Origin of the sequence: Aquimarina gracilis (assembly GCF_035285365.1) — a bacterium.
In the GTDB taxonomy this organism is placed as follows: domain Bacteria; phylum Bacteroidota; class Bacteroidia; order Flavobacteriales; family Flavobacteriaceae; genus Aquimarina; species Aquimarina gracilis.
Genome location: NZ_JAYKLX010000008.1, coordinates 280,720 through 307,585, shown reverse-complemented (window position 1 = coordinate 307,585; position 26,866 = coordinate 280,720). Strand labels below are relative to the sequence as shown.

The window sequence follows — 26,866 nt, the reverse complement described above, 5'->3', positions numbered from 1 at the left end:
TATCTGCATTAATTTATTGTTTTTTAAAGGTCAGGTAGAATCGCCATTAATTATTTTTTTATAATATAAACTTAACTATTTTGGCTTATTTCATACTTTAGTATGAGTTCTCATTGAGTGCCTAAACCTACTTTTGAAACAAACTTTTAAATCTTTTATCGTATGAAAAATACAGTGATACGTTACGGAGTCCTAAGTGCTATTGCCATATGTGCATTAAATCTCGCGGGATGGTTTTTAGGGAAAAATCTCGATTACTCAACACAGGAAGTTATTGGTTATACAGGTATTGTGGTAGCCTTAGTTTTTGTGTTCTTTGGTATAAAACATTATCGTGACAAAGAGAATAATGGGTCAGTTACATTTGGAAAAGCATTATTAATAGGAGTACTTATAAGTCTAATTGCCTCGTTAGCATTTGGGATCCTGGATGTCATATATATTAAATACATCGACCCCAATTTTGTGACCGAGTATTATGCTCATCATGTCGAACAAATGAGAAGTTCCCTTTCTGAAGCTGAATTCAAAGTAGAGTTTGAAAAACTGGAAGCACAAAAAGAAATGTTTTCAAACACTTTTATGAATTTCTTTCTCATGTTTACTACGGTCCTGATTATAGGATTTATAATTTCATTACTTTCAGCATTAATACTACAACGTAAACCCCTACAGAGTTAATTAAAAACCAATACAATGCAATACAAAGCCAATACGCCAGACGAATACATCGAAGCCATTCCTGAAGAGCGCCAACCCGTAATGAGCGAACTAAGAAAAGTAATTAAAGATAACCTTCCAGAAGGGTTTTCAGAAGTAATGAGTTATGGCATGATCGGCTACGTAGTACCTCATAGCCTCTATCCCGGCGGATATCATTGTGATCCAAAACTACCGCTACCCTTTATGAATATTGCATCGCAAAAGAATTTTATAGCCGTTTATCATTCTGGTATTTATGCCAGCAAGGACATTATGAATTGGTTTGTAGGTGAATATCCAAAATATGTAACAACCAAATTAGATATGGGTAAAAGCTGTATTCGGTTCAAGAAAATAGATCAAATCCCTATGAAGCTCATTGGTGAATTGGCTTCAAAAATAACCCCACAGGAATGGATAGAAATGTATGAACAAAATATTAAAACTAAATAAATGAAACCGATATAATTATTTCAATCATTGCAGGTTTCACACGACCATATAAAAACAATAAAACAAACACATGAAAAATAGAGTAACAGGACTGGGTGGTTTCTTCTTCAAGACCAAAGACCCAAAAGCGACAAAAGAATGGTATGGTAAACACCTTGGGCTTCCCGTAGATGATTACGGATGTACATTTTGGTGGAAAGATGCAGCAGGTAACGATTGCTCAACACAATGGAGCCCTTTTAAAGATGATACTACCTATTTTGCCCCCAGCAAAAAGGAGTTTATGATGAATTTTAGGGTAGAAAACCTTGTCGAATTGCTTGAAGTTCTCAAAAAAGAAGGGGTCACTGTTGTTGGAGAGGTAGAAGAGTATGAGTATGGCAAGTTTGGCTGGATTGTGGACCCCGAAGGAAATAAAATTGAACTTTGGGAACCAATCGATAAAGCTTTTTTATAATGAATCTAATTTAGGAAACATTTTTTTTGTATTTTTCTACAAATTAATCAATTAATTAAACAACATGAGTGAAGAAAACAACAACCTAGGGGATGATATCAAAAAAGGAGCTGAAGAAGCCGCAGAAACTGTAAAAGAAACTGCCAAAGAATTTGCCGAAGAAGCTAAAGAAGCACTTGGATCACAAGAAAACAAGAAGATGCTTGCAGGAATTCTTGGAATTATTCTGGGAAGCCTTGGAATTCATAAATTTGTACTTGGGTATACCAAAGAAGGGGTGATCATGCTTATCCTTGGGTTACTTGGAATCTTTACTTGCGGAATTACTTCTTCGATCTCATGGATCGTTGGAATAATTGAAGGGATTATGTACCTCACAAAATCTGATGAAGAATTTTATCAGACCTACCAGGTAGGTAAAAAACCTTGGTTCTAAAAAGTTAAAAAAGTCAGAAAATATACTTCTGACTTTTTATATCAATTTTATTATCGTAATATTGCGATATATAAATAACAAATGGGAGTTACAAAAACACAAATATTTGATCAAAGACAAAACGAGCTTGCACAGTTTTTTAAAATACTGGGGCACCCTGCTCGTATAGCTATTTTACAATACATTAGTAAACAAAACTCATGTATCTGTAATGATTTGGTAGAAGAAATTGGGCTGGCACAAGCAACCATTTCTCAACACCTTAAAGAACTTAAAAGCATTGGATTGCTTAAAGGAGAGATTGAAGGAAAGAGCATGTGCTATTGTATCGATCTTGATCGATGGAACGAGTTACAAGCCTCTTTAAATTCCTTTTTTAATACAACAAAACATAACTGCTGCTAATACGAGCGGCCAATAACTATCAAATTTATGAATACATCAGATTTTATCACCTTACTAGCCGAAAATCGCGAGAAATCTTTATTGTTTGAATATGCTCCAGGGATGCTCGTAGGTACAAATTATCATATCACCGAAGTAAAACATGTTACCGTAGATGCTGTTGATTGCGGAGCAGGAACCGATTCCTGGAAAGAAACAGTAATTCAGCTATGGGAAAGTCCAAAGGAATTAGGAAAACCCGATTATATGAGTGCATATAAAGCCTTAGGCATACTAAAAAAGGTAGGAACCATGAAATCTTATGATATGGATGCGCCTGTAAGAATCGAATATGGCAATGCGATGTTTCACACTGCACAACTTCATGTTACAGGTTTTCTTGCCAAAGATAACGAACTTATCATAAAACTATCGGTACAACCCACCGATTGTAAAGCCAAAGAAACTTGTGGAGTACCTGAAACGGTAGCAGCAGCTAACAATGCATGTGCACCAGGTAGCGGTTGTTGCTAGATGAAACCTGAAATCCAAATAGCCTATTTTTCTAAAATAGATTGGCCAAAAATTGCAACCATCTACAAAGAAGGTATCGCTACTGGCATTGCTACATTCGAAACCAAAATACCCAGCTGGGAAACTTGGGATGCTTCGCATATCAAGTCTTGTAGACTTAAGGCCATGATTGAGAATCAGATTGTTGGATGGGCAGCCCTATCTCCTACTTCAAAAAGAGAAGTGTATAAAGGGGTGGCAGAAGTTAGCATTTACATAACATCAAAACACCAAAATTTGGGCATAGGAACCTTACTTTTGTCTCAATTAATTAAAGAAAGTGAAGCCGAAGGATTCTGGACATTGCAAGCGGGAATCTTTACACAAAACAAACCAAGCATCGCTTTGCACAAATCCCTGGGATTTCGAGAAATTGGGTATCGCGAAAAAGTTGGAAAATTAAACGATATTTGGTACGATAATACCATTTTAGAACGAAGAAGTAAAACAGTTATTTAACCACCAAACACCACATATATGAATATTTTAGTGCTTTGTACAGGAAATTCCTGCCGCAGCCAAATGGCCGAAGGGTATTTAAAACATTTTGCCAAGGATAATGCCAAAATTTATAGTGCCGGAGTAGAAACGCATGGCGTAAACCCAAGAGCCATTGCCATTATGAAAGAAGACGGGGTAGATATCTCAAACCATACTTCGAACAACCTTGATGAATATCTGGATATTGAATTCGAATACATTCTTACCGTTTGTGACAATGCAAAGGAAAGGTGCCCTTTCTTCCCTGGTAAAGCAGAGCGATTACATTACAATTTCTTTGACCCTTCAAAAGTAGAAGGTACTGAAGAAGAAATTCATGCGGCATTTACAAAAACCCGAAACCAAATTAAGGAATATTGTAAAGATTTTGTGGAATCAAAAATGAGTACAGCCACATCATAATAGCATAGTATTTTAAATGATCCACAAGTCTTGAGGCCTACGGATCATTTTTTTGTATTTGTTTAATTTTTCTGTTAAGACTTCGCAGTGTTATTCCTAAATAACTTGCCATATCATTTTTTGAAATGTGTTCTGTCTCGGCAGAAGAAAGTTGTAAAAGCTTTTTAAGATTATACTCCAAAGGATACGATTGTTGACTAGAAGCTCTTTTAGCTGTATTTCTCAGTTTTACGGCCATCGCCTTGAACAAAATGATTCCAAATTCATTTTTCTTCTCTATTAATTTATAAAAATCATTCTTTTCGATTCGATATGCACTTATTCGAGTTACAGCTTCAACATTGCTGAAACTTAATGCATCATCAAAAATTTCGACTTCTCCCAGGATTTCACCCTTTCCAAAAAATTCTTGTATAAAAATTTTCCCGTTTTCCTCTTCAACATAACATTTTCCGATTCCTTTTTCAATAATATAAACCCCTCGAACAAGACTGCCTTGATTAATAATCTTTTTACCAGGATGAAACTGTTCATACTTTATGAATTCATTTTCTTCACAGTTCTTCGAAAAAAAATCAAGCAACTCGTGGTTAGTTCGTATCATTTTAACGTCTATTTGGACAAATGTCCTTTCCAAAAAAAGAAATTTTAATTTGTTTTATACAACAAAAGTACTAATGGTGAATAAAATAATTATAGATACCGATCCAGGAATTGACGACAGCATGGCAATACAAATCGCTCTGGCATCCAAAGAATTTGAAATTCTAGGGCTAACTACCGTTTTTGGAAATGTAGATGTACATCTTGCAACGATAAATGCATTGCGTCTATTACAATTGGCCAATCGAACCGAAATTCCTGTTGCCAAGGGAGCATCAACCCCCCTAAAGGGTAAATTTATGGGTGGGGTTCCTTTTGTTCATGGTGACGATGGGCAGGGAAATACGTGGCAACCACCTTGTGACTTATCTCCTATTAATACCCCAGCAGACGAATTTTTAATAGAACAGATTATTAAGTTTCCAAAACAAGTTACTATTGCAGCTTTGGGTCCATTAACCAACTTGGCGACTGCATTATCCAAAAAACCTGAAATACAAAACCTGGTTAAAGAAGTGGTGTTTATGGGCGGAAATGCCTTTTGTGCAGGAAATGCAACACCAGCTGCCGAGGCAAACATACTTTCTGATCCGGACGCAGCCGATATAGTATTAGGAGCAAACTGGCCCATAACCATGATTGGATTGGACGTCACTCACAAAACAATGATCTCGCAAGAAACTCTTAATGAAATATCCGAATGTGATGCTCCTCTTAATAATTATGTTATGCGTGCATATCAATACTATCTCGATTTTTTTATGAGGGTAAACAAAATAGATGGCACCTATGTACATGACTCTTCAGTTTTTGCCTATTTGATCGATAAAAATTTGTACAAAACGGTCAAGTATCCGGTTAAAGTAGAAACGCAAGAAGGTATAAGTAAAGGAAAAACCTGGCCCTCAATTGGAGAGTCTGATCATGAAGAAGGTGAAGCATTACTTCCTTGGAAAAACAGACCCAAAGTAAATATTTGTATTGATGTGAATGAAAAAAGGGTTATAAAACTCCTAAAATCCCGACTCATAATTCAATAGTAGCAATTGCTACAGGATTAAAACAAAAAAGAGAGGTTTCCAAATTGGAAACCTCTTTTTTTTAAAATACATACTTAACCTTTCTTTTGAATTTCAACAGAATGTGGATAAGGAATTTCGATACCCGCATCATCAAGCGCCAACTTACAGTTCTCAAGACTTTCAAAATATACATCCCAATAGTGTTCGGGTTTGCAAAATGGTCTTACCGCCAAATCTACAGAACTTTCGCCCAATGCTTCTACATTTACTGAAGGAGCTGGTTCTTTAAGTACTTTAGGATTACTTACCAGAACCTGTAATAAGGTTTCTTTTGCTTTTCTGATGTCTTCATCATAACCAATACCAATGGTCATATCTACTCGCATTAACCCTTCTGCTGTATAGTTAATGATGTTTCCATTGGCCATGGTTCCATTGGGCACGATTGCCAATTTATTTTGAGGTGTAGTGAGTTTGGTGGTGAAGATTTCAATCTCTTTCACAACACCTAATACTCCTTGTGCCTCGATAACATCACCTATTTTATAAGGTCTAAAAATCATGATTAAAACGCCACCCGCAAAATTTGATAAAGATCCCTGAAGCGCAAGACCCACAGCCAAACCTGCTGCTGCAATTACTGCTGCAAATGTAGTTACATCTACTCCTAACCTTGAAACAACTATAATGATCAGAAAAATCTTAAGCGCCCAGGACACCAAATTTAACAAGAACTTTTGTAAAGAAAGATCATATTTGGTTTTTGAGAATACCTTTGTAAGCCCTTTAATTATTCGTTTAATTATCCATGAACCTATTATGTAAATTAAAATTGCGGTGATAAGTTTAGGTCCAAATTCTTTGGCCAAATCGATACCATAATTCATCCATTCTTGTGCTTTTTCAATTCCTCGTGATGTGTCTACTTGTAAGATTGATAGTAACATTGTGCTATTTTTTAATATTAGTGTTCTGTTTAAAATTATAAATTAATTTATAGATAAATATTATCTGTTGTTTTCAAATTTAAATCCAGGTTGAACATAGCCATCTGGAATATTTTCGGGTGGGACGGTTAAAACATTACCATCTCTAACAGCTTGGTAATGCGGGGACAAAATTTCAATTCCGGCTGCATGTAACTCATTTTTTATGTTTTCGTGCAATGATGAATATATCTTTGCAGATTGATCCGGATTTTTGGTATACACATTCAGTTCATAATTTACATAAAAATCATCCAAACTTTTTACCAGAACAAAAGGTAGTGGATCTTCCAGGACCAAGTCTGTTTTTTTTGCTCCTTCTACTAATGCTTTAATCACTTGATTGCTCTCCACATCGTATCCAATGGTAACCGAAAAGTGTGTAAAACTATTCCAACATCTTCAGCGGCATTTTTTGTAAAATTTACGATATGATTCCCTAAAATAGATGAGTTTGGAATGGTAACATCCAAATTTTTAATGGTTCGTATTCTGGTGACCAGTAGACTTCTTTCGGTTACATCACCAATTGTATTTCCAATCTCTACCCGATCGCCTACTTTAAAAGGTCTCATATACGTAATTACTACACCTGCTACAATATTTGAAATCGCCGATGTAGATCCTAGAGAAAATAAAACCCCAAAGAAAATTGAAAGCCCTTTAAACGCAGGGGAATCTGAACCAGGGATATATGGAAAAACAATAATCAAAGCAAAGGCAACAATAAATACTCTTAATAAATTAAAGGTAGGGCGCGCCCAATCGGCATGAAAACCTTCTAAGCGTACTGCTTCTCGTTCCAATTCGGTGGTTACATATTTAAGGAATCGCAATAAATATTTTGTAACAAAAAATATTACAATTATAAAAAACAGATTAGGTATAAAATTTACGAAGCCGTGATAAAGAAAAAGTAGTGGTTTTTTAATATATCCGAGTACAATATCTGCGTATTCTTTGGTTTGTGGCATCAAACTAAATAGAAAAGGAAGATAAAAGACAAGAAAAGTTATGGTTATTGATATTCGTATTAGTCTTAATAAAAAAGTTAGAATATGCCGCTCTCTTCTTGGTGTTATAAATCTGAAAAATTGAGAAAACTTAGCACTACCAAAAAATATATTGTACTCTAATCTGTTAATCTTTGTTTTTAACCAGGCAAAAAGCTTTTTAATTAAAAAAAGAAAGATTATGATTCCTAATAGCGCAATAACAAAATAAATATATTGAAGGACCATAGAAATATATTTAGATCACTAAATAAATCTATATCATAATATATATTGTAATTGGGATAGAAAAAATCTACAGTAATATCGATTAACTGCACAAAAACACTACAAATAACTCGACTTATTTATCACCGTTTTTGAAATACTTCTGTTCGAGTTCGGCTTGAAATTCTTCCATTACGGGTTTTACGGTACTTTCTGGCAAGTCTGCTATACGAATATACATTAAACCATCTACAGCATTGTTAAATAATGGATCAACATTAAAGGCAACTACTTTCGCATTTTGTTTAATATATTTTTTGATAAGAACTGGGATTCGAAGACTTCCTGGCTCTACCTCGTCTATAATTTTGTCGAATTTATTGAGATCACTTTTACTTTCATCAAACACAAAGTCTTTGTCGGCATCTTTAAGCTTAACCTTAAATTCTTTTTTGGGTCTAACATATTGAGCCACATAAGGATCGTAATAATGTGATTTCATAAACTCGATCATGAGCGATTTTGAAAAATTACTAAATTTATTACTAATACTTACGCCACCAATAAGATACTTATGTTCGGGGAAACGCAGGGTACAATGCACAATCCCTTTCCATAATAAAAATAGCGGCATGGGCCTTTGCTGATATTCTTTGATAATAAAAGCTCTACCCATTTCTATAGATTGACTCATCATGCGATGCAATTCGGGTTCAAATCGAAACAGATCCTGAAGATAAAATCCATTAATTCCGAAATTGGCATATATTTTGGCTCCCATTCCCATTCTATACGCACCAACTAGTCTTTTACCTCCATTATCCCATAAAAACATATGGTGGTAATAATCATCAAACTTATCAAGATCTATAGAGTTATTTGTCCCCTCGCCAATCTCTCGAAATGTGATTTCCCGAAGTCTTCCAATTTCATTTAATATATTAGGTATATCTTTTTTCTGAGCTAGAAAGACCTCATAATTCTTACTTGTTAAAAGTCTTTTATCATTATCTCTACAGAATTGTAATTCAGACTCTATAATTTGTGTATTACCCTCTCCTGCTATCTGTTTTGGAGATTTTGGTATTTTTAAGTTCGGGATGGACTCTCGCAACGTTTTTTTCTCAAAGGGGTTTGCGAGCATGTACGTTTTTGTTCGTAAGAAATTGGTAAAGTCCTTAAGGTCTGTATGTTCTTCTTGATCTTTTACCGATACTGGGTTCCCGATACGTACTTTAATCACCTTATTTTCTTGAGAGAACAGTTCGCTGGGTAACTTTGCAGTTCTTAAGGTGCCACTCATTGCAGCCAGTCGATAAAAAAGCCTACTGTTTTTGGCATGAAAGTATATGGGTATCACTGGTACTTTTGCTTTTTGTACCAATCGCATCGCACTAGGTTCCCAAGCCTTATCAATATAATTTTTGCCATCTTTTATGGTGGATACCTCTCCTGCAGGAAAAATACCTAAAGGATTCCCTTCTTGAAGATGTAAAATAGCTTCTTTAATACCCTTATGGCTAGATTTGGCTTCCTTTCGGTCTTCAAAAGGATTAACCGGCATCACATAAGGCTTTAGGGGTTTGAGATTATGTAATAAGAAATTCGCTATGATTTTATAATCAGAACGATGTTCTAGCATTAACTTTAGCAACAAAATACCGTCAAGACCTCCCAAGGGATGGTTCGACAACGTTATGAAAGCTCCATCTTTAGGTAGTCTTCTTAGATCTTCTTCGGGAATCTCGTATTTAACACCATGAATTTCCAGGGCACGTACCAAAAAATCCAAATCGTTAAGATGACTTATCTTATCGTATTGGCGATTTACTTTGGATAATCTGGTAACTTTAAGAATTAGCCAACCTAAAAAAGTACCTATAAAACCAAGTTTATCTAATTTGAGCCCCGTGGCTATTTCTCTTGCTGTGATTATGGGCATTAAATACAATTTGCGCTAACTGCAAATATAGCAAAATCCTTGAATTGAAATACTAATCTTTGGCAACCATTTGATAGGTTTCTCTAGTAATCTGTTTTAATAAAATTTCCTTATCCTTTTCTAAGGTTTGAATGGCTTTTTCGGTAAAATGACGTATCGTATACAAAGATACATTGGTATTATAAGTAACCTTAAATTTTGCCTTTAACTTTACCAAAAGCCCCTCAAAATGATCAAATTTATCATCAAGACATACCGAAAAACTTATTGCCGAATTTTGAATAAGATCTACCTTGATATGGTATTGATGAAAAAGACTAAAAATTTCGCTGATATTATCTTCAACAATAAAGGAAAAATCAAGTGAAGATAGTGAAATTAATATCTGATTCTTCTTTACTATATAACACGGCATATAGGGATCCAAAGGTTGTCCCTTTTTTACAGAGGTTCCTTCAGTATCTGGATTCAAAAATGATTTCACATACAAAGGAATCTCTTTACGCTGTAAGGGTTGAATTGTTTTTGGATGTATAACCGATGCTCCATAAAAGGCCAATTCTATAGCTTCGCTATAGGATACATGCGATAATAGTTGCGTATCTTTAAACCTTCTTGGGTCACCATTAAGTACTCCAGGAACATCTTTCCAGATACTTACGCTATCTGCGCTCAAACAATACGCAAAAATCCCGGCAGAATAATCACTTCCCTCTCTACCCAAAGTCGTGGTAAAATTATTTTCATCAGAACTTATAAAACCTTGAGTAATACTTAGGTTATTTTTATTTACTTTTTCAATAATACGCTTTTGAGTATTCTCCCAGTTAACTTCGGCATCTCTATAGGAACTATCAGTCTTAATCAATTCTCGAGCATCCAGCCATTGATTCTTATATCCAACATCATTAAGGTACTCACTTACTATTGTAGTAGAAATAAGTTCTCCAAAACTTACGACCTGATCATAAATGTAGTCATATCGTGTTGATTTATTACGCGCAAGTGTAGTTTCAAGATCCACAAATAAGTTCTCGACCTTTACAAAAACAGGGGGTTGCCTGGTTTTAAAAAGCCCATCCAAAATATTTAAATGGTACTTTTTCAATTTAATAAGCAATTCATGAAGGTCAGGGTTTTTGCTTAAATAAGAATCTACAATTTGCTCTAAGGCATTTGTGGTTTTACCCATCGCAGAAACAACAATCAAAAGATCTGAATACCCTGTAATATCAAGTACTTTGGTTACATTTTTTACTGCCATTGCATCTTTAACTGATGCTCCTCCGAATTTAAATACCCTCATTCGAGATCAAATTAAAATTATAGGTTTGCCACGAATTTATGAACTCCTTCTTCATTCATCTGTACCAAGTACCAATCCTTTAAAAGAGTGGCTCCACTTTTTTCATAAAAATCTATTGCATTTTGATTCCAGTCCAGTACTACCCACTCTACTCTACGCACACCTTTTGCCTTGGCATATTTCATTACCTGGGCATACAAAGCACTTCCTAAACCTGTACCTCGCATTGATTCTTTGACGATGAGATCTTCAAGATGAATTGAGCGTCCTTTCCATGTAGAAAAACGATAGTACACTAACGCAATACCCACTATTTTATGATCTACTTCAGCAACAAAACAATGAAAAAGAGGGGTTTCTCCAAAACCTTCTTTCACTAATTCTTGCACAGTTACTTCTACTGCATCGGGTTCCTTTTCGAAAACCGCCAATTCACGAATTAACTCTAGTACTTGTGGCATATCGGCCTCTACTGCGTCTCGTATTATATAACTCATAATTCAAAAAGTTTGTCAAAACTATAAAATATGTACCAGAAACCAGACAATTTTCTAACGTTATCCGCAAGCAGCTTATGTTTCCGCAATTCTGCAAAGTCCTCATTAAATTAAACTTACGAAAACGTTGTAGTAATCTAAAAAATAATATTTTTGCACAAAATCAAATTCACCATCAATGACACGAAAAAACCAAACTTTAGGAGAATTTATTATTGAAAATCAAAAGGATTTTCCCTATGCAAGTGGTGAACTCTCTCGCCTAATCAACTCGATTAGGTTGGCAGCCAAGATGGTGAATCATGAAGTTAACAAAGCTGGATTAGTAGATATTACAGGTGCAGTTGGCGAAACCAATGTTCAAGGCGAGGATCAACAAAAACTAGATGTATTGGCTAACGAAACTTTTATAAACACCCTTACTAATAGGGAAATTGTTTGTGGAATTGCATCTGAAGAAAATGACGAATTTATTACCATAAAAGGTCAAAAAAACGATCATCGTAATAGCTATGTTGTCCTTATGGACCCCCTTGACGGAAGCTCAAATATTGATGTAAATGTTTCTGTAGGAACTATTTTTTCGATCTACCGTAGAGTGACTCCCGCAGGAACACCGGTAACTATTGATGATTTCTTACAGCCAGGCAATCTACAAGTAGCTGCCGGATACATCATTTATGGGACTTCAACCATGCTAGTATATACCACAGGTAATGGTGTAAATGGTTTTACCTTAAATCCGGCATTAGGAACCTATTATTTATCACACCCAAATATGAAGTTCCCAAAAGATGGCAATATATATTCTGTAAATGAAGGAAACTACATTCATTTCCCTCAAGGGATCAAAGATTATATCAAATTTTGTCAGGAAGAAAAAGAAGATCGCCCTTATACTTCTAGGTATATAGGCTCATTGGTAAGTGATATTCATCGCAATATGATAAAAGGAGGGGTATACTTATACCCTAGTACCTCAAAATCACCCAATGGAAAGCTCCGATTACTTTACGAATGCAATCCAATGGCATTTATTGCTGAACAGGCAGGTGGAAAAGCAAGTGATGGTTTCAGACGTATATTAGACATAAAGCCTACACAGCTTCATGAACGTACACCTTTTGTTTGTGGAAGTATTAATATGGTAGAAAAGGTAGAATCTTTTATGGATAATTCTAAATAGATTGGTATATCTTTGTGTTCATTAAAAGAAAATAATAATTAATCGTATATTTATAGAGTCTCAACATAACTTACCCCTAAGTTTTTAGAATTAACGTAACACATTTTTAAATTTCGCTCCATTTTATACAAGTAAATTGTATTTATCTTGTATAGAAATCATGTATTTAACATTTTTATGTTAATTTTATGAAGAGCTCAATAATAAACTAAAATAAATCAACCAAAAATGGCCAAGGAAAACAAAGCTGTTAATGAGCAAGTAGTAGACGATCCTTCTTCAAAAATCGAAGCGATCAAAAACCTTATTTTTGGAGATAATATCGCTGCTTACAACTCAGAATTTGAAAAAGTAAAAAAAGATATCGCTTCAAAAAAGAAAGAACTCGAGGATTTTATCGATGATACCCGCAAAGAGTTAAATCAGGCCATAGACAACCTAAGTACTGATATCAATATAAGAATCACAGAATTAGAAGATAATCTTGCCGATAAAGCAGAAACGCTGGATACTAAAAAAGTAGACAAAAAAACTCTTGGAGATCTTCTTATTTCTCTTGGCGAAAAGATTAGCCAAAAATAAGCCATCTACCAAAGGTTATGGAAGATCAGGATAAACTTAAAATTCTTAAAGAACTTCTTCTTACGGAAGAAAAAGAATATGCTGATTCTATTGCCGAAAAAGTTGAAGAGCTGAGCAAGATTGTTCATCAAAAACAAGAACTTTCCCATAAAGTAGATCCAATTATTGATGACAAGCTTGAGGAATTTGTTGAAGAAATTCCAAAAACATTGGGTCCAACAATTACCGAGGCTTTAAAAGAGGAAATCAAAAACTCCCAGGATGCAGTAGTAGAGGCACTATTTCCGATCATCGGTAAAATGATCAAAAAATATATTGCCCACGAGATGCGTTTGTTAAGCGAAAACATAAGCAGGCAAACCAAAAAGGCCTTTTCTTTTAAAAATTGGTTTAGAAAAGCAAAGTCGAAAGCCTATGGTATTACCGAAGGAGATTTGGCCCTTTCAGACTATGCAAAACCCAGGTTAATGCAGATGTTTGTTATCGAAAAAAACTCGGGGATTCTTATTGCCGATTATAGCCCTTTATCTGATGGTACTATAGATAAAGAAATGGTAGCGGGTATGCTTACCGCAATCAAAAGCTTTGTCGAAGATGCTTTTGAAGGCGGAGACCAGGATCTACAAATGATTGAATATGAACTATATACCATTCATATTCAAAACTTTTATTCGTATTATATTGCAGCCGTAATATCTGGTGCATATACCATGATGTTTAAGGAAGTATTAGAAGATCAAATTTTGGATTTTGCCACAAATCATATTTCAAACAGAGATCTTGAAAACAATAAACTGTTTACACAAAAATTAAAAAAACATTTTGCAGATGAAATTGTCTAAAAAAGTAGTGATCCTGGGACACTTTGGTGTTGGAAAAACATCGTTATTCAGACGTTTTATTGATAACGAATTTTCTGAAGAATATAAGGTCACTCTTGGAGTACAAATAAAAAAGAAATTAATACAATTACCTGATGGCCGAGAGTTGTCTATGATTATGTGGGATACCGAAGGACATTCTAACACAGTAGAGGACACTCGTAAATCTTATCTTTTGGGATCGCATGCGTTTATTTATGTATTTGACCTTACCCGAGAGGATACTTATAAGAACCTAAACAATGACCTTGAATATCTTAAAAACAATTACAACAATGTAACTGCCAAGGCCATAGGTAATAAACTTGACCTCGTAAACGAAAAAGAGATTGCAAAGAAGCTTGCAGAACAAAATATTCCTTTTGATTGTCTTACTAGTGCAAAGACCAATGAAAATGTACAAGATTTCTTTTCAGATCTGGCCATAGAAATAACAAAGTAGCATATGGTAGACGCAAAAGACAAATTTCGATTTAACCCTCAGGTTCAGGTTATCAAGGTTTCTTACGACGGAATTATTCAAGAAACAAATACTGCTCTTTTTAATTGGTCAAAGGGAAAATCAATTTATGATGCACATCCATTTTTTGAGATTTTAAAAACAATTGAAGACGATAATTCGGTTAAGGAACAAGAGTTAAATTTTCCCTGCATACATATAGAAGAAGGTAATTCTGAAAGAATCTGTGACCTAACTATCAAACCAAATGGGAAAGAAATATCGATTTTTTTATACGATTATACAGATAAATACAAAGATCTAAATCATATTGCCCAACAAAAGAACGAATCTATTCTGCTTGCTCGTGAACTGGAACTTAAAAACAAGTATCTATTAGAAAAAGAAGAGTTCAAAAATAGTTTTATTGCCAATATCAATCATGAAATAAGAACTCCCTTAACCAGTATTTTAGGATTTGTCGAAGTTCTCGAAAAAACGCAGCTTACTTTTGAGCAAGAGGAACTTGCAAGAATCATCAAAAGAGAAAGTCATCACCTTAATGCTCTTATTGATGATATGATTGATATCTCAAAAATAGAATCGGGCAGCTTAAAAATCGTACAAGAACGCTTTGCGTTTAGGGAACTTATTGATGGTTTTAATGAATCCTACGGTAAACTAGCAAAAGAAAAAGAAATAAAGTTTGAAACCAATATTGAAGACGGCATACAAGAGTACTTGATCGGAGATCGTACCCGTGTATACCAGATATTAAATAATGTTCTTAACAATGCTTTCAAATTTACTGAAGAAGGCAAAGTCTCTTTTAAAGTTTCAAAAAATTACCAGCGAACCAATAAACTAAGTCTTACCTTTAAAATTGAAGATACTGGGATAGGAATTCTTGAAGAAAACTTGCCTCATCTGTTTGATCGCTTTACCAGGTTTAATAGAGATAAACAAATTTCGGGAACTGGCTTGGGGCTTGCAATAGTAAAAAATCTGGTAGATCTTCTAAATGGAGAAATAAAAGTAACCAGTAAACCTGATGAAGGAACAACATTTATTATCAAACTTCCATTTAAGTTTGAGGTTACCAAATCTATAGTCGAGCGAAAAAAGAAAAAATATACACTCCCCAAGAGTAAAAAGAAATTCAGAATACTATTAGTAGAAGATGAGGAGATTACACAATACCTTATCATGAAAATACTTATCTCTCAAGGTACATACTTTGTCGATATCGCCATTAATGGAGAACAAGCTATTAATTATATCGAAAAACGCAAATATGATTTAATTCTTATGGATCTTACGGTTTCAAAAATCGATGGATTCAAAGCCACTCAAATGATCAGAAACAATTATGGAGATAAGTTTATTTCTGAAATTCCTATTATAGGTTTTTCCGGAAAAGCCGATGAACATGCTCGTGACAAATGCATAAGAGCTGGAATGGATGACTTTATCGCCAAACCTTTTGAACAAGAAGAACTGCTTTATAAAATTGTGAAACAGATTGCAAAAAAGGCTGCCGAATAGGCAGCCTTTTACTTTATCTAGTAGTAGTAATAGATATTATTTATCTATTCATAGTTTTGATTTCTTCTGCAAAAGTATCGTTATCTACTCCTTGATCTACCAGTTTAAGCGCTTTATCTACAACATAAGTTGCATTATCTGGATTAAATCCTAAACCGATACTTAGTTTTTCTAATAAAACCACCTGATCATCACCTTTTATATTATCTGCATATACCATTCTTGCCAAGTCATATAATCGCTCTAGTCTTCGATCGTAGTCGATAGGAGGATTGATAGGGTGAGCATTATAATTTTTCAGTATTTCTTTATAATCATTTTCAGAAATATTTAGATTGCGTGCTAATCTATCGAGAAACGCTTTTTCTTCATCAGTAATTACCCCATCACTCATTGCCACCCTTACAATTGCTGCAAAATGATCTTGATTTCGCTTTTGAAACCCACTATCAAATAAATCAGATATAGACATCATGTACTTTTGTTTAATTTGCCGCAAATATAACTAAACTCTACTCCTTTTGAAATTTATAATTACGCTTTTTTAAGAATAAAACATTGCATAGTATTTGTACTTAGGTTTTTTCTGAAAAAATCTAGTTTTAAAGGATAATTACGAATTAAAAAATCCGGCTAATTAAGCCGGATTTTTCTGTGTCTTAATGCTAACTCTTAGCACTTTTGACATCGCCTACCTTATCGTTAAAGTGCTCTTTATTTTACTGTGATACTATTATCACCAGAGCTACTTTGACCTTGATCGGCCTATTTTTTGGGTAAAATGAAATTTACTTTTTTAACATTCATCACAAAACATACCTTCGCCACCACCATACTCATTACCATGAGTCCAATTACTACCACAAGCGCAGCCCGAACCACCATTAACTTCCTTTAGAACTTTTCTTTCAATTGTTTGTACCCCTTCTAAATTTAAAATGTTTGTTAACATAACTCAACGTATTATTATTTGTGTGTGTCCTGAACATTTACAGACAGTCAGAAACTCTGTCTTTTTAGATTTCCAAATAAAATCTAGAACAACTATGTATGTTTTTTAATTGATGATAAATTAGCCTCTCTTATTTTGTTATAAACAATTGCCGTTTTGTTGGGAACAAATATAGATGGGAATCATGCACTAAAACAAGTGAAAGAAATTGCTTTTCAGGGAAAACACAGTGTGTTTTCATGGAATCGAATGTTGCTTAATATTTTTCAAACATATGATTGTCAGATATATAGATATTTATTTGATGGAAATGCATTTTTTCAGACGAACAATATTTATCTCATAATGTTCGTTAACACTCAAGACGAAAAAAGAGTGTGAAAGAACAAACTTTGTTTTTCTTTTCTAAATCTCTAAATTTGTTTCACTAAAAGCCTCCCTAGATGTCATATGCTATTGCAATGCCACGTATTAAAAAGTTTTTTACGTATTCATTTTTTGCAATATTTCTATTTTTTAATGGCACAAGCCTGTTTGGTTTTCAATCTTCCCTAGATAGTTTACATTCTACAGACTATTCTTATCTGGAAAAAAACTTTTTTCAACATGTTAAAGACTCTGTAAAAGCAATTACCTATGCCAAACCCTATCTTTTAAAATCAAAAAAAGATCAAGACACTCTTAAGATAGTTAACGGATATTATTATTTCACAGCGATAACTAAAGACGAAAAAATAACAGAAAAATATGTGGACAGCATGATTCTGTTTTCGAAGAATCTAAAAACAAAATTGTACCCGGCATTTGCATATTTTAATAAGGGAAAAATAGAATACAATAAAGGAAATTTCAAAAAAGCTCTTGATTTATACCTGAAAACAAACGAAAAAGCAGAAGAGTTTGAGAACATTGATCTTTTCTATGGTAGTAAAAAAAGTATTGGTATCCTAAAAAGCAGAATTGGCGAATATAAAACCGCGTTGAAAGAGCTTAAAGAATGTCATTCTTATTATTCTAATCTCAAAGAAAGTAAGCCTAATACGTATCTGAGCACATTATTTGCTCTTTCGGACGCGTATAACCTAAATAAAAAATTAGATTCTGCTACTATTATTAATCGTATTGGCTATAAAGAATCAATATCATTCAATAATGAAGATTTTAAATGTTATTTTACTTTAAACGAAGGAATTAATCTATTTGACAAAAAGAACTTTACTGGTGCAAAAGATAGTTTATCTAGGGCAATTAATGAATTTCAAAGCAATGAAGATAAAGCAAATCTATCCATGGCTTATTTTTATTACGGAAAGACTCTTGCAGCATTAAACAAAGAAAATGAAGCCATAGCTGCCCATATTAAAGTAGACGATATATTTCAGGAAATATCAGAGATTATGCCCAATAATCGCGAGAACTATGAAATCTTAATCAACCACTACAAAAAACTAGGAGACAAGGATAATCAATTAAAATATATCGAAAGGTTAATTTCTGTCGACAGTGTGCTGCATACCAATTATCGTTATCTGATGAAAGCCGTAGTACAAAATTATGACACGCCAAGATTACTTTCAGACAAACAAGAGATTATAGACAGTTTAGAAAATGAAAAAAAAACGTCTAGAACAGTTATAAGTATTTTAGGAGTGATTAGTTTCCTGCTCCTATTACTATGGTTAGTTAATAGGCATAGGCAAAAACAATACAAAAGACGTTTTGAACAACTCTATAATCAAAAGGACCTGCATAAAAGAGAAGAAAAGCAATCTGTCTCTTCAAAAGAGAGAACGAAGCTTGCCATTCCCGAAGAAAGTATAAAAGACATTCTTGGTAAATTAGATACTTTTGAAAAAGAAACCGGATTTATGGAACCCGATTTATCCATACACCTCTTGGCCAAAAGGTTTGGGACCAATTCTAAATATTTGTCCAAAATTGTGAATACTTATAAAAAGAAGTCTTTTAATTATTACATCAACGATTTAAGAATAGATCGGGCAATAGAAAGACTAAAAACAGATTCAAAATTTAGAAACTATACGATAAAGGCAATAGCACGCGAGATTGGTTTTAACACCACCGATGCTTTTTCTAAAGCTTTTTTTAAAAGAAACGGGATTCATCCTTCTTATTTTATAAAAGCTCTGGAAAAGCAATTAGAGCAATAACCAAAGGGGTTTAACACTATGTTTTCCCTGAAAACGGGCAAATATTTATAAAAAAACCCAAGGTTAAATGCTTTCATAATTATATTTGAATTAAAAGTAAACGTATTTATCCGTTAAGGATATTATTAAACATGGGAAAAATGAAAAAAACAAAACTTAGCCTTAAAAAGGTAACAATTACAAAACTTAACAATTTGGATGCTGTAAAAGGTGGTTTCACTAGTGTTGTTCATACGTACACCGGGTGCCATACTGCAGACGGTAATAACACTTGTCCAGATACAGGCAAAACCAATGATGATATTGTCGTTACCGAAGATAGTCTTTGTTGTGCATAGTTCTCTATTTATTAATTAAAAGTAAATCTATATTATTAAACATGGGAAAAATGAAAAAAACAAAACTTAACCTTAAAAAGGTAACGATTACAAAACTTAATAACTTGAATACCATTAAAGGTGGTTTCACTAGTATTATACATACTTATACAGGGTGTCATACTGCAGAGGGTAATCACACTTGTCCAACAGGAACCAAAACCAACGACGACATTGTTGTTACTGAAGACAGCCTTTGTTGTGCGTAAAATTTTCTGTAGTTATCAATAGAACTATGATTTTATAAATAAGAATATTCTCGTTCTTAATATTTTCATAAACTCTTTTTTTACGGCTTTGCATCAATTAAATTTAGTTTTTAAATTATTTTTTTGATGCAAAGCCAAAAACATCTTTTCGATCTTCCTGAAAATGTTACCTACCTTAATGGTGCATACATGTCTCCACAATTAAAATCGGTTACCCAAATAGGACTAAAAAGCGTAACCCGCAAAGCAAGACCTAACGAGATTCTTGCCGAAGATTTCTTTAACCAAGTTGAGATATTAAAGCAACATTTCGCAACACTTATAAATGCTCCTCATTATAAAAATACAGTAAGCATACCTTCGGTATCCTATGGTATTGCAAATGCTGCCAACAATGTTCCCATTAGTAAAGGAGACGAAATCATCTTGGTGGATGAGCAGTTTCCTAGCAATGTTTACATATGGAAAGAAATAACCCAAAAAAAAGGAGCTATCATAAAAGTCATAAAACCAACCCAGCAATTTGAAAATCGCGCAGTTTTATGGAATGAAGAAATATTACAAGCCATCACCAAAAAAACTGCTGTAGTTTCTATCTGTAATGTACATTGGGCAGATGGAACGTTGTTCAATTTGAAAGCTATTCGAGAAAAAACTAGAGAAGTAAATGCTTTGCTGGTAATCGATGGTACCCAAAGTATCGGTGCCCTACCATTTTCCGTTCAGGAAGTACAACCAGACGCACTGATTTGCGGCGGTTATAAATGGTTACTGGGTCCCTATTCTACAGGCATGGCATATTATGGTGATGCCTTTAATGACGGAAATCCAATTGAACACAGTTGGATGAATCGCTATAATAGTCAAGATTTTTCGGGACTCACAACCTATCAAGACCGATATCAGGAAAAAGCTGCTCGATATGCTGTAGGCGAAGCCAGTAATTTTGTACTTACACCAATGCTTATAAGAGCTATCGAACAATTGATAGAATGGACGCCTGCTGCCATTCAAGAATATTGCAGAGGCATTTCGGCAGGTGCAGTAAAAAAATTACGCGATTTTGGATGTTTTATCGAAGATGATAACCACAGAGCATATCATTTGATAGGAGTTTATTTTCCAGACCATATCGATGTTGAAGGATTAAAAACAAGATTGAAACAAGAAAATATTATTGTTTCTTTTAGGGGTAATGCCATGCGTATATCCCCTAACGTATATAATTCTGAAGAGGATCTGGAAAGATTGGTCGCTCAATTTTGATAGAAATCAATATTCCTTTGTAAGAAATTAAGATAGCACTTATATTTGTGCCTTAAAATCTTTGCTACGTGAGTGTATCTATAATCTCGCAAATTGTTGAACAGTCTCTGCCATTGCAGAAACTAGAGAAAGCTATTGCCCAATCTCAAGCAAAAGTACATCTACAAGGACTATTAGGATCTTCGTTATCTTTTGCTATTTCGAACATTTTTAAATCTGCAGACCAACCGTTTCTCTGTATTTTTAATGACAAAGAAGAAGCGGCATATTATCTTAACGATCTAGAGCAGTTATTGGGCGACAAAAACGTACTTTTTTACCCTGGCAGTTATCGCAGACCTTACCAAATTGAAGAAACTGATAATGCTAATGTGCTACTACGGGCTGAAGTATTAAATAGGATCAATTCGCGTAAAAAACCTGCCTTGATCATTACCTATCCCGATGCGTTATTCGAAAAAGTGGTTACACGAAAAGAACTAGAGAAAAACACTTTAAAAATTGGAGTAAACGATACCTTATCTCTTGATTTTGTTAATGAAGTATTATTTGAATATCAATTTCAAAGAGTGGATTTTGTTACAGAACCTGGTGAATTCTCGGTACGTGGTGGTATTGTGGATGTATTCTCTTTTAGTAACGACGAGCCCTATCGTATTGAATTTTTTGGGAATGAAGTAGATAGTATACGAACCTTTGATGTAGAAACACAACTCTCTACCAATCAAATCAAAAAAATTACCATAATTCCCAATGTCGAAAACAAGGCTATGCAAGAAACAAGAGAAAGTTTCTTAAAATACATAGCTGATAAAACAATTGTTTTTGCCAAGGATATCGATTTACTATCGGCCCGAATCGATAAAAATTTCGAAAAGGCAAAGGAAGCTTTCGAAACCTTATCCAAAGAAATTAAACATAGTACTCCTGGAGAGCTTTTTGCCACTTCAGATCTTATAAAAAAGCAATTACTGGATTTTACCTTGGTAGAAATTGGTAATCGTCCTTTAACCAAGGCCGATCACACCATAAAGTTTAATACCAAACCACAGCCTTCTTTTAATAAACAATTTGATCTTTTGATCGAAAACCTCAACGAAAACCATGAAGAAGGATATAAAAACTACATCTTTTGTGTTAGCGAGCAGCAAGCAAAACGTTTCCACGATATTTTTGATGATGCCGATCTTGATGTAAAACAATATGAAACGGTTGTTTTTTCGGCTTTTCAAGGATTTATCGATCATGATCAAAAAATTGCCTGTTATACCGATCACCAGATCTTTGAACGTTATCATAAGTTTACGCTTAAAAATGGATACGCAAAAAAGCAAGCCATAACACTAAAAGAGCTTACCAACCTAGAGGTTGGCGATTATGTAACTCATATTGATCATGGAATCGGTAAGTTTGGTGGCCTTCAAAAAATTGATGTCGAAGGCAAACAGCAAGAAGCAATCAAGTTAATTTATGGAGAGCGTGACGTGCTTTATTTAAGTATTCATTCCCTTCATAAAATCTCAAAATACAATGGTAAAGATGGTAAAGCTCCACAGATATATAAACTAGGATCCAAAGCCTGGAAAAACCTTAAGCAAAAGACAAAAACCAGAGTCAAAGAAATTGCCTTTAATCTTATTCAATTATACGCAAAGCGAAAAATGCAAAAAGGGTTTCAGTATGATCCAGACAGTTATTTGCAACATGAGTTGGAAGCTTCATTTATCTATGAAGACACTCCTGATCAAAGTACCGCTACTGCCGCGGTAAAAGCTGACATGGAAAGTGAGCGCCCCATGGATCGATTGATTTGTGGAGACGTAGGTTTTGGTAAAACCGAAGTAGCCATTAGAGCAGCATTCAAAGCTGTAGATAACGGGAAACAAGTGGCCGTTCTAGTACCAACTACCATACTAGCGTTTCAGCATGCAAAAACATTTCGTGAGCGTTTAAAAGATTTTCCAGTGACGGTAGATTACATAAATCGTTTCCGCACTGCAAAACAAAAAAGAGAAACGCTAGAAGGACTAGCTTCGGGAAAAGTAGATATCATTATCGGCACGCACCAATTGGTCAATAAAAATGTAAAATTCAAAGATTTAGGCCTTCTAGTTATTGATGAAGAGCAAAAATTTGGGGTTTCGGTAAAAGATAAGCTTAAAACCATTAAAGAAAATGTGGATACGCTTACCTTAACTGCAACCCCAATCCCACGAACTTTACAATTTAGTTTGATGGCAGCTCGTGATTTATCGACAATCACCACACCACCACCAAATCGATACCCAATAGAGACCAATGTGATACGTTTTAGTGAAGAAACAATAAGAGATGCTGTTAGTTATGAAATACAACGAGGCGGACAAGTATTTTTTATTCATAATCGCATCGAAAATATTAAGGAAGTAGCTGGTATGATTCAAAGAGTAGTACCAGATGCAAAAATTGGTGTGGGTCATGGCCAAATGGAAGGAAAAAAACTAGAAAATCTCATGCTGGCCTTTATGAAAGGTGAATTTGATGTATTGGTTTCTACTACCATTGTAGAGAGCGGACTCGATGTTCCCAATGCCAATACTATATTCATCAATAACGCCATCAACTTTGGGTTATCCGATCTGCACCAAATGCGAGGTCGTGTAGGCCGAAGCAATAAAAAAGCATTCTGTTATTTTATCACACCTCCCTACTCTGCCATGACCGAAGATGCTCGCAAACGTATTACGGCGCTTGAACAGTTTTCTGAACTTGGTAGTGGTTTCAATATTGCCATGAAAGATCTTGAAATTAGAGGAGCAGGAGATTTGCTAGGTGGCGAACAAAGTGGGTTTATTAACGAAATTGGATTTGAAACCTATCAAAAAATCCTAAACGAAGCCATAGAAGAACTCAAAGAGAATGAGTTTAAAGAACTGTACAAAGACGAAGGAGAACAAAAAGTATATTTAAAAGACACTCAAATCGATACCGATTTTGAGCTGTTATTCCCCGATGATTATATCAATAACATTACCGAACGATTAAACCTGTATACCGAGCTCAATAGTATAAAGAATGAAGAAGGATTAAATGGGTATGAGCAACGACTTATAGATCGTTTTGGAGAGTTGCCCGATCAGGCGGTTGACCTACTCAATTCAGTAAGAATTAAATGGATTGCCACATCGATTGGGTTAGAAAAAATCATACTTAAACAGAATAAGATGATTGGGTATTTTATAAGTGACCAGCAATCTGAATTTTATCAAAGTCCGGCATTTACTAAAGTATTACAGTTTGTGCAACAAAATCCAGGTAAATGTAAAATGAAAGAAAAAGAAACCCGAAACGGTTTACGACTTTTATTGACCTTTGAAAATATAAATTCGGTTGATAAAGCGCTGAAGATATTGCAACCGCTACAACCTATTATGGCTGAGGAGAAGGTTTCATGATTAGACCCCAAGAGAAGATCCCAAGGGTTTTAAAAACCCTTGGGATCTGTTGCTATACATGGTTTGTCGGGTAAATGTCGGGTTAAAGACGAGTAAAAAAATTTGAGATCCTATTTCTGAAAACTAATATTGCTGAAGAAAATGAAAACAAGTTCTAGTAATTCTACCGCGGAGAATTCTACATCAAAAGAAACTAAAAACTTAAAAATCATGAAACAGCCAGAATTAGGTCTGAAAATTTCAGAACTCAGAAAATCCAAAGGACTCACACAAGAAGAGTTGGTAGAGCAATGCAACATAAGTGTTAGAACAATTCAACGTATTGAAGCAGGTGAAGTAACTCCCAGAAGTTATACTATCAAAACCATATTATCTGCTTTGGATTATGATCTTAATCAAATCCAAACAACAAGCTCACAAGTCACAAAAGAATTTAAAAAATTATTTTTGCTGGACATAGACGACAGCAAAGAAGCTAGTTTTTTAAACAAACAGCTTTCTATAGCTTGGATTAGCGGAATTGTATATTTTGTACTTGGATTTGCTGAATTTGCAGTAGAGTATTTCAGATATTTCGAAGAAAAAATGATCGCTCATGATGCGGTATACATTGTTCTTAAATTAACAATATTAGCTTCAATCATTTTATTTTTAAGAGGTTTTGTACTGGCCGGTAAAATATTCAACAATTACTTGCTTAGAATCACTGCATTCATCCTTATATTCATTGGCTGCTTATTTTACATGTATGATATTGCTTCTTTATACATTGGTCAATTAGATTACCAATTCGTATTGGGGGCCGAAGCGATTACCTATGGCATTATTGGTATATTATTCGGGATCGCTATCTTAAAATTAAAAAATGTACTTGGACCGCTGGCCACTGTAACTGGAATATTCGAACTGATCACATATGGTTTTATGGTCACTATACTTCTGGCTTTTGCAGGATACATTCTTCTTACAGCTACTATTATTTTAGAAATTATTCTGCTCTACAAAATTGCTGAAATGCTAAAAGCAAAGCAACAGGAAATGAATCTGGAATAAAGTAATCACATCTTTTTAATACCCTTTATAGTCATTGAATATAAGTTCGATGAAGATACCTCCTCTATCTAATTTTAAACATCAAAAAATGAAAAAAGTATATATTTCTGTTCTATTAGTCATTACAATAATCTTATGTTATTTCTTTTTCGAGCCCCTATTTACCTATGCCATAGGTTGGTCAACGATGCCCAATGCAAGCGCAATGAAACTCTTAACTGATCATGAAGAAAGTATTTCGAAAAAAGCAGATAGTACGCTCAAAATAATTCATCATCGACTACAATCACCTGCAGTATCAATCGCCGTAGGACAACATGACAAAATTATTTGGGCAAACGCTATTGGGTATCAAAATATCGAAGACCAGACCCCCGTAGATCTCGAAACCAAATTTAGAATTGGGAGCACTTCTAAAGCTGTTACATCTTTGGGAATTGGAGTATTACTTCAAAACAAAAAAATAAACCTTGACAGTAAGGTTAAGGATTTTGTTCCTTATGCCAAAGAGCACCTCTCTAATATCACATTAAAACAATTAGCGTCGCACACTTCGGGTATAAGAAACTATGGTACTTGTCTTTGCTTTCCTGTTTGGGAATATTATAGCAATGATGAATATACAAATGTGCAAGAAAGTGTTGGGGTTTTTAATAATGATGATTTATTATTTGATCCAGGATCAGACTTTGGTTATAGTAGTTTCAACTATACACTTTTAAGCGCCATGATCGAAGGAGCTTCAAAGATGACTTTTCCTGACTTTATGAAGCAATATGTATTCGACCCCCTAAATGCTGTAAATATTGTTGCAGAAACCTCAGCTCTTCCAAAAAACACGTCCAGATTTTATGAAGTAGCAGAAAATACCTACCAGGAGGTTTATAAGGTAAACAATAGTAATAAATGGGCCGGAGGAGGTCTTTTGGCTACGCCTACCGATTTAGTAAAAATAGGTAACGCTTTTTTGAATCATCAATTGTTTGATAGTAAAATTACCCAAGAGCTTACTAAACCGGTTAGACTTGACAATGGAGAAATAAATGAACAAGAATATGCCATCGGATGGAGAAACCATACCAAAGATATTTTTGGCAATGGTCAAAAAATAAACATATGGCATCACGGAGGAATTGCCAATGGATCTATTTCATTATTAGTCTTGTTTCCCAAATACAATTTATCTATATCAATGCTTGCCAATAAAAATGGCTCGTCGGCAGATCTATTTGAGAATGTGTATGACATTGCAAGACTATACATAAATCAGTCTGGCACATAAATTAA

The 26,866-nt window shown here is 34.4% G+C and carries 30 protein-coding genes; 21 read left to right on the top strand and 9 right to left on the bottom strand.

Annotated features, from left to right (window positions below):
* Window positions 1-162: 162 nt before the first annotated feature.
* From U6A24_RS18050 to U6A24_RS18015, 8 genes are all read left to right on the top strand, one after another.
* Window positions 163-681, top strand: a complete 519-nt coding sequence (locus U6A24_RS18050) for a DUF4199 domain-containing protein (RefSeq protein WP_324181403.1) — start codon at window positions 163-165, stop codon at window positions 679-681.
* 15 nt (window positions 682-696) lie between these two features.
* Window positions 697-1,155: a DUF1801 domain-containing protein gene (locus U6A24_RS18045; RefSeq protein WP_324181402.1), complete on the top strand. Its 459-nt coding sequence runs from the start codon at window positions 697-699 to the stop codon at window positions 1,153-1,155.
* Between the two features lie 70 nt (window positions 1,156-1,225).
* Window positions 1,226-1,612: a VOC family protein gene (locus U6A24_RS18040; RefSeq protein ID WP_324181401.1), complete on the top strand. Its 387-nt coding sequence runs from the start codon at window positions 1,226-1,228 to the stop codon at window positions 1,610-1,612.
* A gap of 64 nt (window positions 1,613-1,676) precedes the next feature.
* Window positions 1,677-2,048, top strand: a complete 372-nt coding sequence (locus U6A24_RS18035; protein ID WP_324181400.1) for a TM2 domain-containing protein — start codon at window positions 1,677-1,679, stop codon at window positions 2,046-2,048.
* An 81-nt stretch (window positions 2,049-2,129) separates the two neighbouring features.
* The gene (locus U6A24_RS18030) at window positions 2,130-2,453 is read left to right on the top strand and encodes an ArsR/SmtB family transcription factor (RefSeq protein ID WP_324181399.1); all 324 of its coding nucleotides are present in this window, start codon (window positions 2,130-2,132) and stop codon (window positions 2,451-2,453) included.
* Window positions 2,454-2,480: 27 nt separating this feature from the next.
* Complete coding sequence (locus tag U6A24_RS18025) at window positions 2,481-2,966, top strand: DUF6428 family protein (RefSeq protein ID WP_324181398.1); 486 nt, start codon at window positions 2,481-2,483, stop codon at window positions 2,964-2,966.
* The gene (locus tag U6A24_RS18020; RefSeq protein WP_324181397.1) at window positions 2,967-3,464 is read left to right on the top strand and encodes a GNAT family N-acetyltransferase; all 498 of its coding nucleotides are present in this window, start codon (window positions 2,967-2,969) and stop codon (window positions 3,462-3,464) included. It abuts the gene before it with no gap.
* Window positions 3,465-3,482: 18 nt separating this feature from the next.
* Entirely contained in the window at window positions 3,483-3,908 is a 426-nt protein-coding gene (locus U6A24_RS18015) for an arsenate reductase ArsC (RefSeq protein WP_324181396.1), read from the top strand.
* Window positions 3,909-3,945: 37 nt separating this feature from the next.
* On the opposite strand, the gene U6A24_RS18010 is transcribed toward U6A24_RS18015, so the two are convergent.
* Window positions 3,946-4,512 carry a Crp/Fnr family transcriptional regulator gene (locus tag U6A24_RS18010; RefSeq protein WP_324181395.1) on the bottom strand — a complete coding sequence of 189 codons (567 nt, stop codon included), beginning with the start codon at window positions 4,510-4,512 and terminating at the stop codon, window positions 3,946-3,948.
* Between the two features lie 73 nt (window positions 4,513-4,585).
* On the opposite strand from U6A24_RS18010, the gene U6A24_RS18005 reads away from it, so the two are divergent.
* Window positions 4,586-5,551 (top strand): nucleoside hydrolase, encoded by a 966-nt coding sequence (locus tag U6A24_RS18005; RefSeq protein ID WP_324181394.1) that lies wholly within the window; start codon window positions 4,586-4,588, stop codon window positions 5,549-5,551.
* 74 nt (window positions 5,552-5,625) lie between these two features.
* Here the strand turns inward: U6A24_RS18005 and U6A24_RS18000 are convergent, their stop codons facing one another.
* From U6A24_RS18000 to U6A24_RS17975, 6 genes are all read right to left on the bottom strand, one after another.
* Entirely contained in the window at window positions 5,626-6,480 is an 855-nt protein-coding gene (locus U6A24_RS18000) for a mechanosensitive ion channel family protein (protein WP_324181393.1), read from the bottom strand.
* Between the two features lie 60 nt (window positions 6,481-6,540).
* Window positions 6,541-6,858 (bottom strand): hypothetical protein, encoded by a 318-nt coding sequence (locus tag U6A24_RS17995; protein WP_324181392.1) that lies wholly within the window; start codon window positions 6,856-6,858, stop codon window positions 6,541-6,543.
* Window positions 6,855-7,355, bottom strand: coding sequence for a mechanosensitive ion channel family protein (locus tag U6A24_RS17990; RefSeq protein WP_324181391.1), 501 nt, complete (start codon window positions 7,353-7,355; stop codon window positions 6,855-6,857). The genes U6A24_RS17995 and U6A24_RS17990 overlap by 4 nt, the downstream gene beginning before the upstream one ends.
* 520 nt (window positions 7,356-7,875) lie before the next feature.
* Window positions 7,876-9,681, bottom strand: coding sequence for a lysophospholipid acyltransferase family protein (locus U6A24_RS17985; protein WP_324181390.1), 1,806 nt, complete (start codon window positions 9,679-9,681; stop codon window positions 7,876-7,878).
* A gap of 52 nt (window positions 9,682-9,733) precedes the next feature.
* Window positions 9,734-10,987: an aspartate kinase gene (locus tag U6A24_RS17980; protein ID WP_324181389.1), complete on the bottom strand. Its 1,254-nt coding sequence runs from the start codon at window positions 10,985-10,987 to the stop codon at window positions 9,734-9,736.
* A 17-nt stretch (window positions 10,988-11,004) separates the two neighbouring features.
* Window positions 11,005-11,484, bottom strand: a complete 480-nt coding sequence (locus U6A24_RS17975; protein WP_324181388.1) for a GNAT family N-acetyltransferase — start codon at window positions 11,482-11,484, stop codon at window positions 11,005-11,007.
* A gap of 178 nt (window positions 11,485-11,662) precedes the next feature.
* Here U6A24_RS17975 and fbp point away from each other — a divergent pair, with 178 nt between their 5' ends.
* The 5 genes from fbp (at window position 11,663) to U6A24_RS17950 (ending at window position 16,117) form a co-directional block, all read left to right on the top strand.
* Window positions 11,663-12,670 (top strand): class 1 fructose-bisphosphatase, encoded by a 1,008-nt coding sequence (gene fbp / locus U6A24_RS17970; protein WP_324181387.1) that lies wholly within the window; start codon window positions 11,663-11,665, stop codon window positions 12,668-12,670.
* Window positions 12,671-12,898: 228 nt separating this feature from the next.
* Entirely contained in the window at window positions 12,899-13,252 is a 354-nt protein-coding gene (locus U6A24_RS17965; protein WP_324181386.1) for a fructose 1,6-bisphosphatase, read from the top strand.
* Window positions 13,253-13,269: 17 nt separating this feature from the next.
* Window positions 13,270-14,094, top strand: coding sequence for a cell envelope biogenesis protein OmpA (locus U6A24_RS17960; protein ID WP_324181385.1), 825 nt, complete (start codon window positions 13,270-13,272; stop codon window positions 14,092-14,094).
* Complete coding sequence (locus U6A24_RS17955) at window positions 14,081-14,575, top strand: Rab family GTPase (protein ID WP_324181384.1); 495 nt, start codon at window positions 14,081-14,083, stop codon at window positions 14,573-14,575. The genes U6A24_RS17960 and U6A24_RS17955 overlap by 14 nt, the downstream gene beginning before the upstream one ends.
* 3 nt (window positions 14,576-14,578) lie before the next feature.
* Window positions 14,579-16,117 (top strand): ATP-binding response regulator, encoded by a 1,539-nt coding sequence (locus U6A24_RS17950; protein ID WP_324181383.1) that lies wholly within the window; start codon window positions 14,579-14,581, stop codon window positions 16,115-16,117.
* A gap of 40 nt (window positions 16,118-16,157) precedes the next feature.
* Here the strand turns inward: U6A24_RS17950 and U6A24_RS17945 are convergent, their stop codons facing one another.
* Together U6A24_RS17945 and U6A24_RS17940 are read right to left on the bottom strand one after the other, a co-directional pair.
* The gene (locus U6A24_RS17945; RefSeq protein ID WP_324181415.1) at window positions 16,158-16,589 is read right to left on the bottom strand and encodes a TerB family tellurite resistance protein; all 432 of its coding nucleotides are present in this window, start codon (window positions 16,587-16,589) and stop codon (window positions 16,158-16,160) included.
* A 324-nt stretch (window positions 16,590-16,913) separates the two neighbouring features.
* Window positions 16,914-17,069, bottom strand: a complete 156-nt coding sequence (locus tag U6A24_RS17940; protein WP_324181382.1) for a hypothetical protein — start codon at window positions 17,067-17,069, stop codon at window positions 16,914-16,916.
* A gap of 443 nt (window positions 17,070-17,512) precedes the next feature.
* Here U6A24_RS17940 and U6A24_RS17935 point away from each other — a divergent pair, with 443 nt between their 5' ends.
* The 7 genes from U6A24_RS17935 to U6A24_RS17905 all read left to right on the top strand — a co-directional run bounded on the left by U6A24_RS17935 (window position 17,513) and on the right by U6A24_RS17905 (window position 26,861).
* Complete coding sequence (locus tag U6A24_RS17935; protein WP_324181381.1) at window positions 17,513-19,240, top strand: helix-turn-helix domain-containing protein; 1,728 nt, start codon at window positions 17,513-17,515, stop codon at window positions 19,238-19,240.
* 140 nt (window positions 19,241-19,380) lie between these two features.
* A complete protein-coding gene (locus U6A24_RS17930; RefSeq protein ID WP_324181380.1) occupies window positions 19,381-19,578 on the top strand; it encodes a hypothetical protein in 198 nt (65 codons plus the stop codon).
* Window positions 19,579-19,628: 50 nt separating this feature from the next.
* Window positions 19,629-19,826, top strand: coding sequence for a hypothetical protein (locus tag U6A24_RS17925; protein WP_324181379.1), 198 nt, complete (start codon window positions 19,629-19,631; stop codon window positions 19,824-19,826).
* Window positions 19,827-19,952: 126 nt separating this feature from the next.
* Window positions 19,953-21,092 carry an aminotransferase class V-fold PLP-dependent enzyme gene (locus U6A24_RS17920; RefSeq protein ID WP_324181378.1) on the top strand — a complete coding sequence of 380 codons (1,140 nt, stop codon included), beginning with the start codon at window positions 19,953-19,955 and terminating at the stop codon, window positions 21,090-21,092.
* 68 nt (window positions 21,093-21,160) lie between these two features.
* On the top strand, window positions 21,161-24,526 hold the full coding sequence (mfd, locus tag U6A24_RS17915; protein ID WP_324181377.1) for a transcription-repair coupling factor: 3,366 nt from the start codon (window positions 21,161-21,163) through the stop codon (window positions 24,524-24,526).
* A gap of 141 nt (window positions 24,527-24,667) precedes the next feature.
* Window positions 24,668-25,579, top strand: coding sequence for a helix-turn-helix domain-containing protein (locus U6A24_RS17910; protein WP_324181376.1), 912 nt, complete (start codon window positions 24,668-24,670; stop codon window positions 25,577-25,579).
* An 88-nt stretch (window positions 25,580-25,667) separates the two neighbouring features.
* Complete coding sequence (locus U6A24_RS17905; protein ID WP_324181375.1) at window positions 25,668-26,861, top strand: serine hydrolase domain-containing protein; 1,194 nt, start codon at window positions 25,668-25,670, stop codon at window positions 26,859-26,861.
* Window positions 26,862-26,866 lie beyond the last annotated feature (5 nt).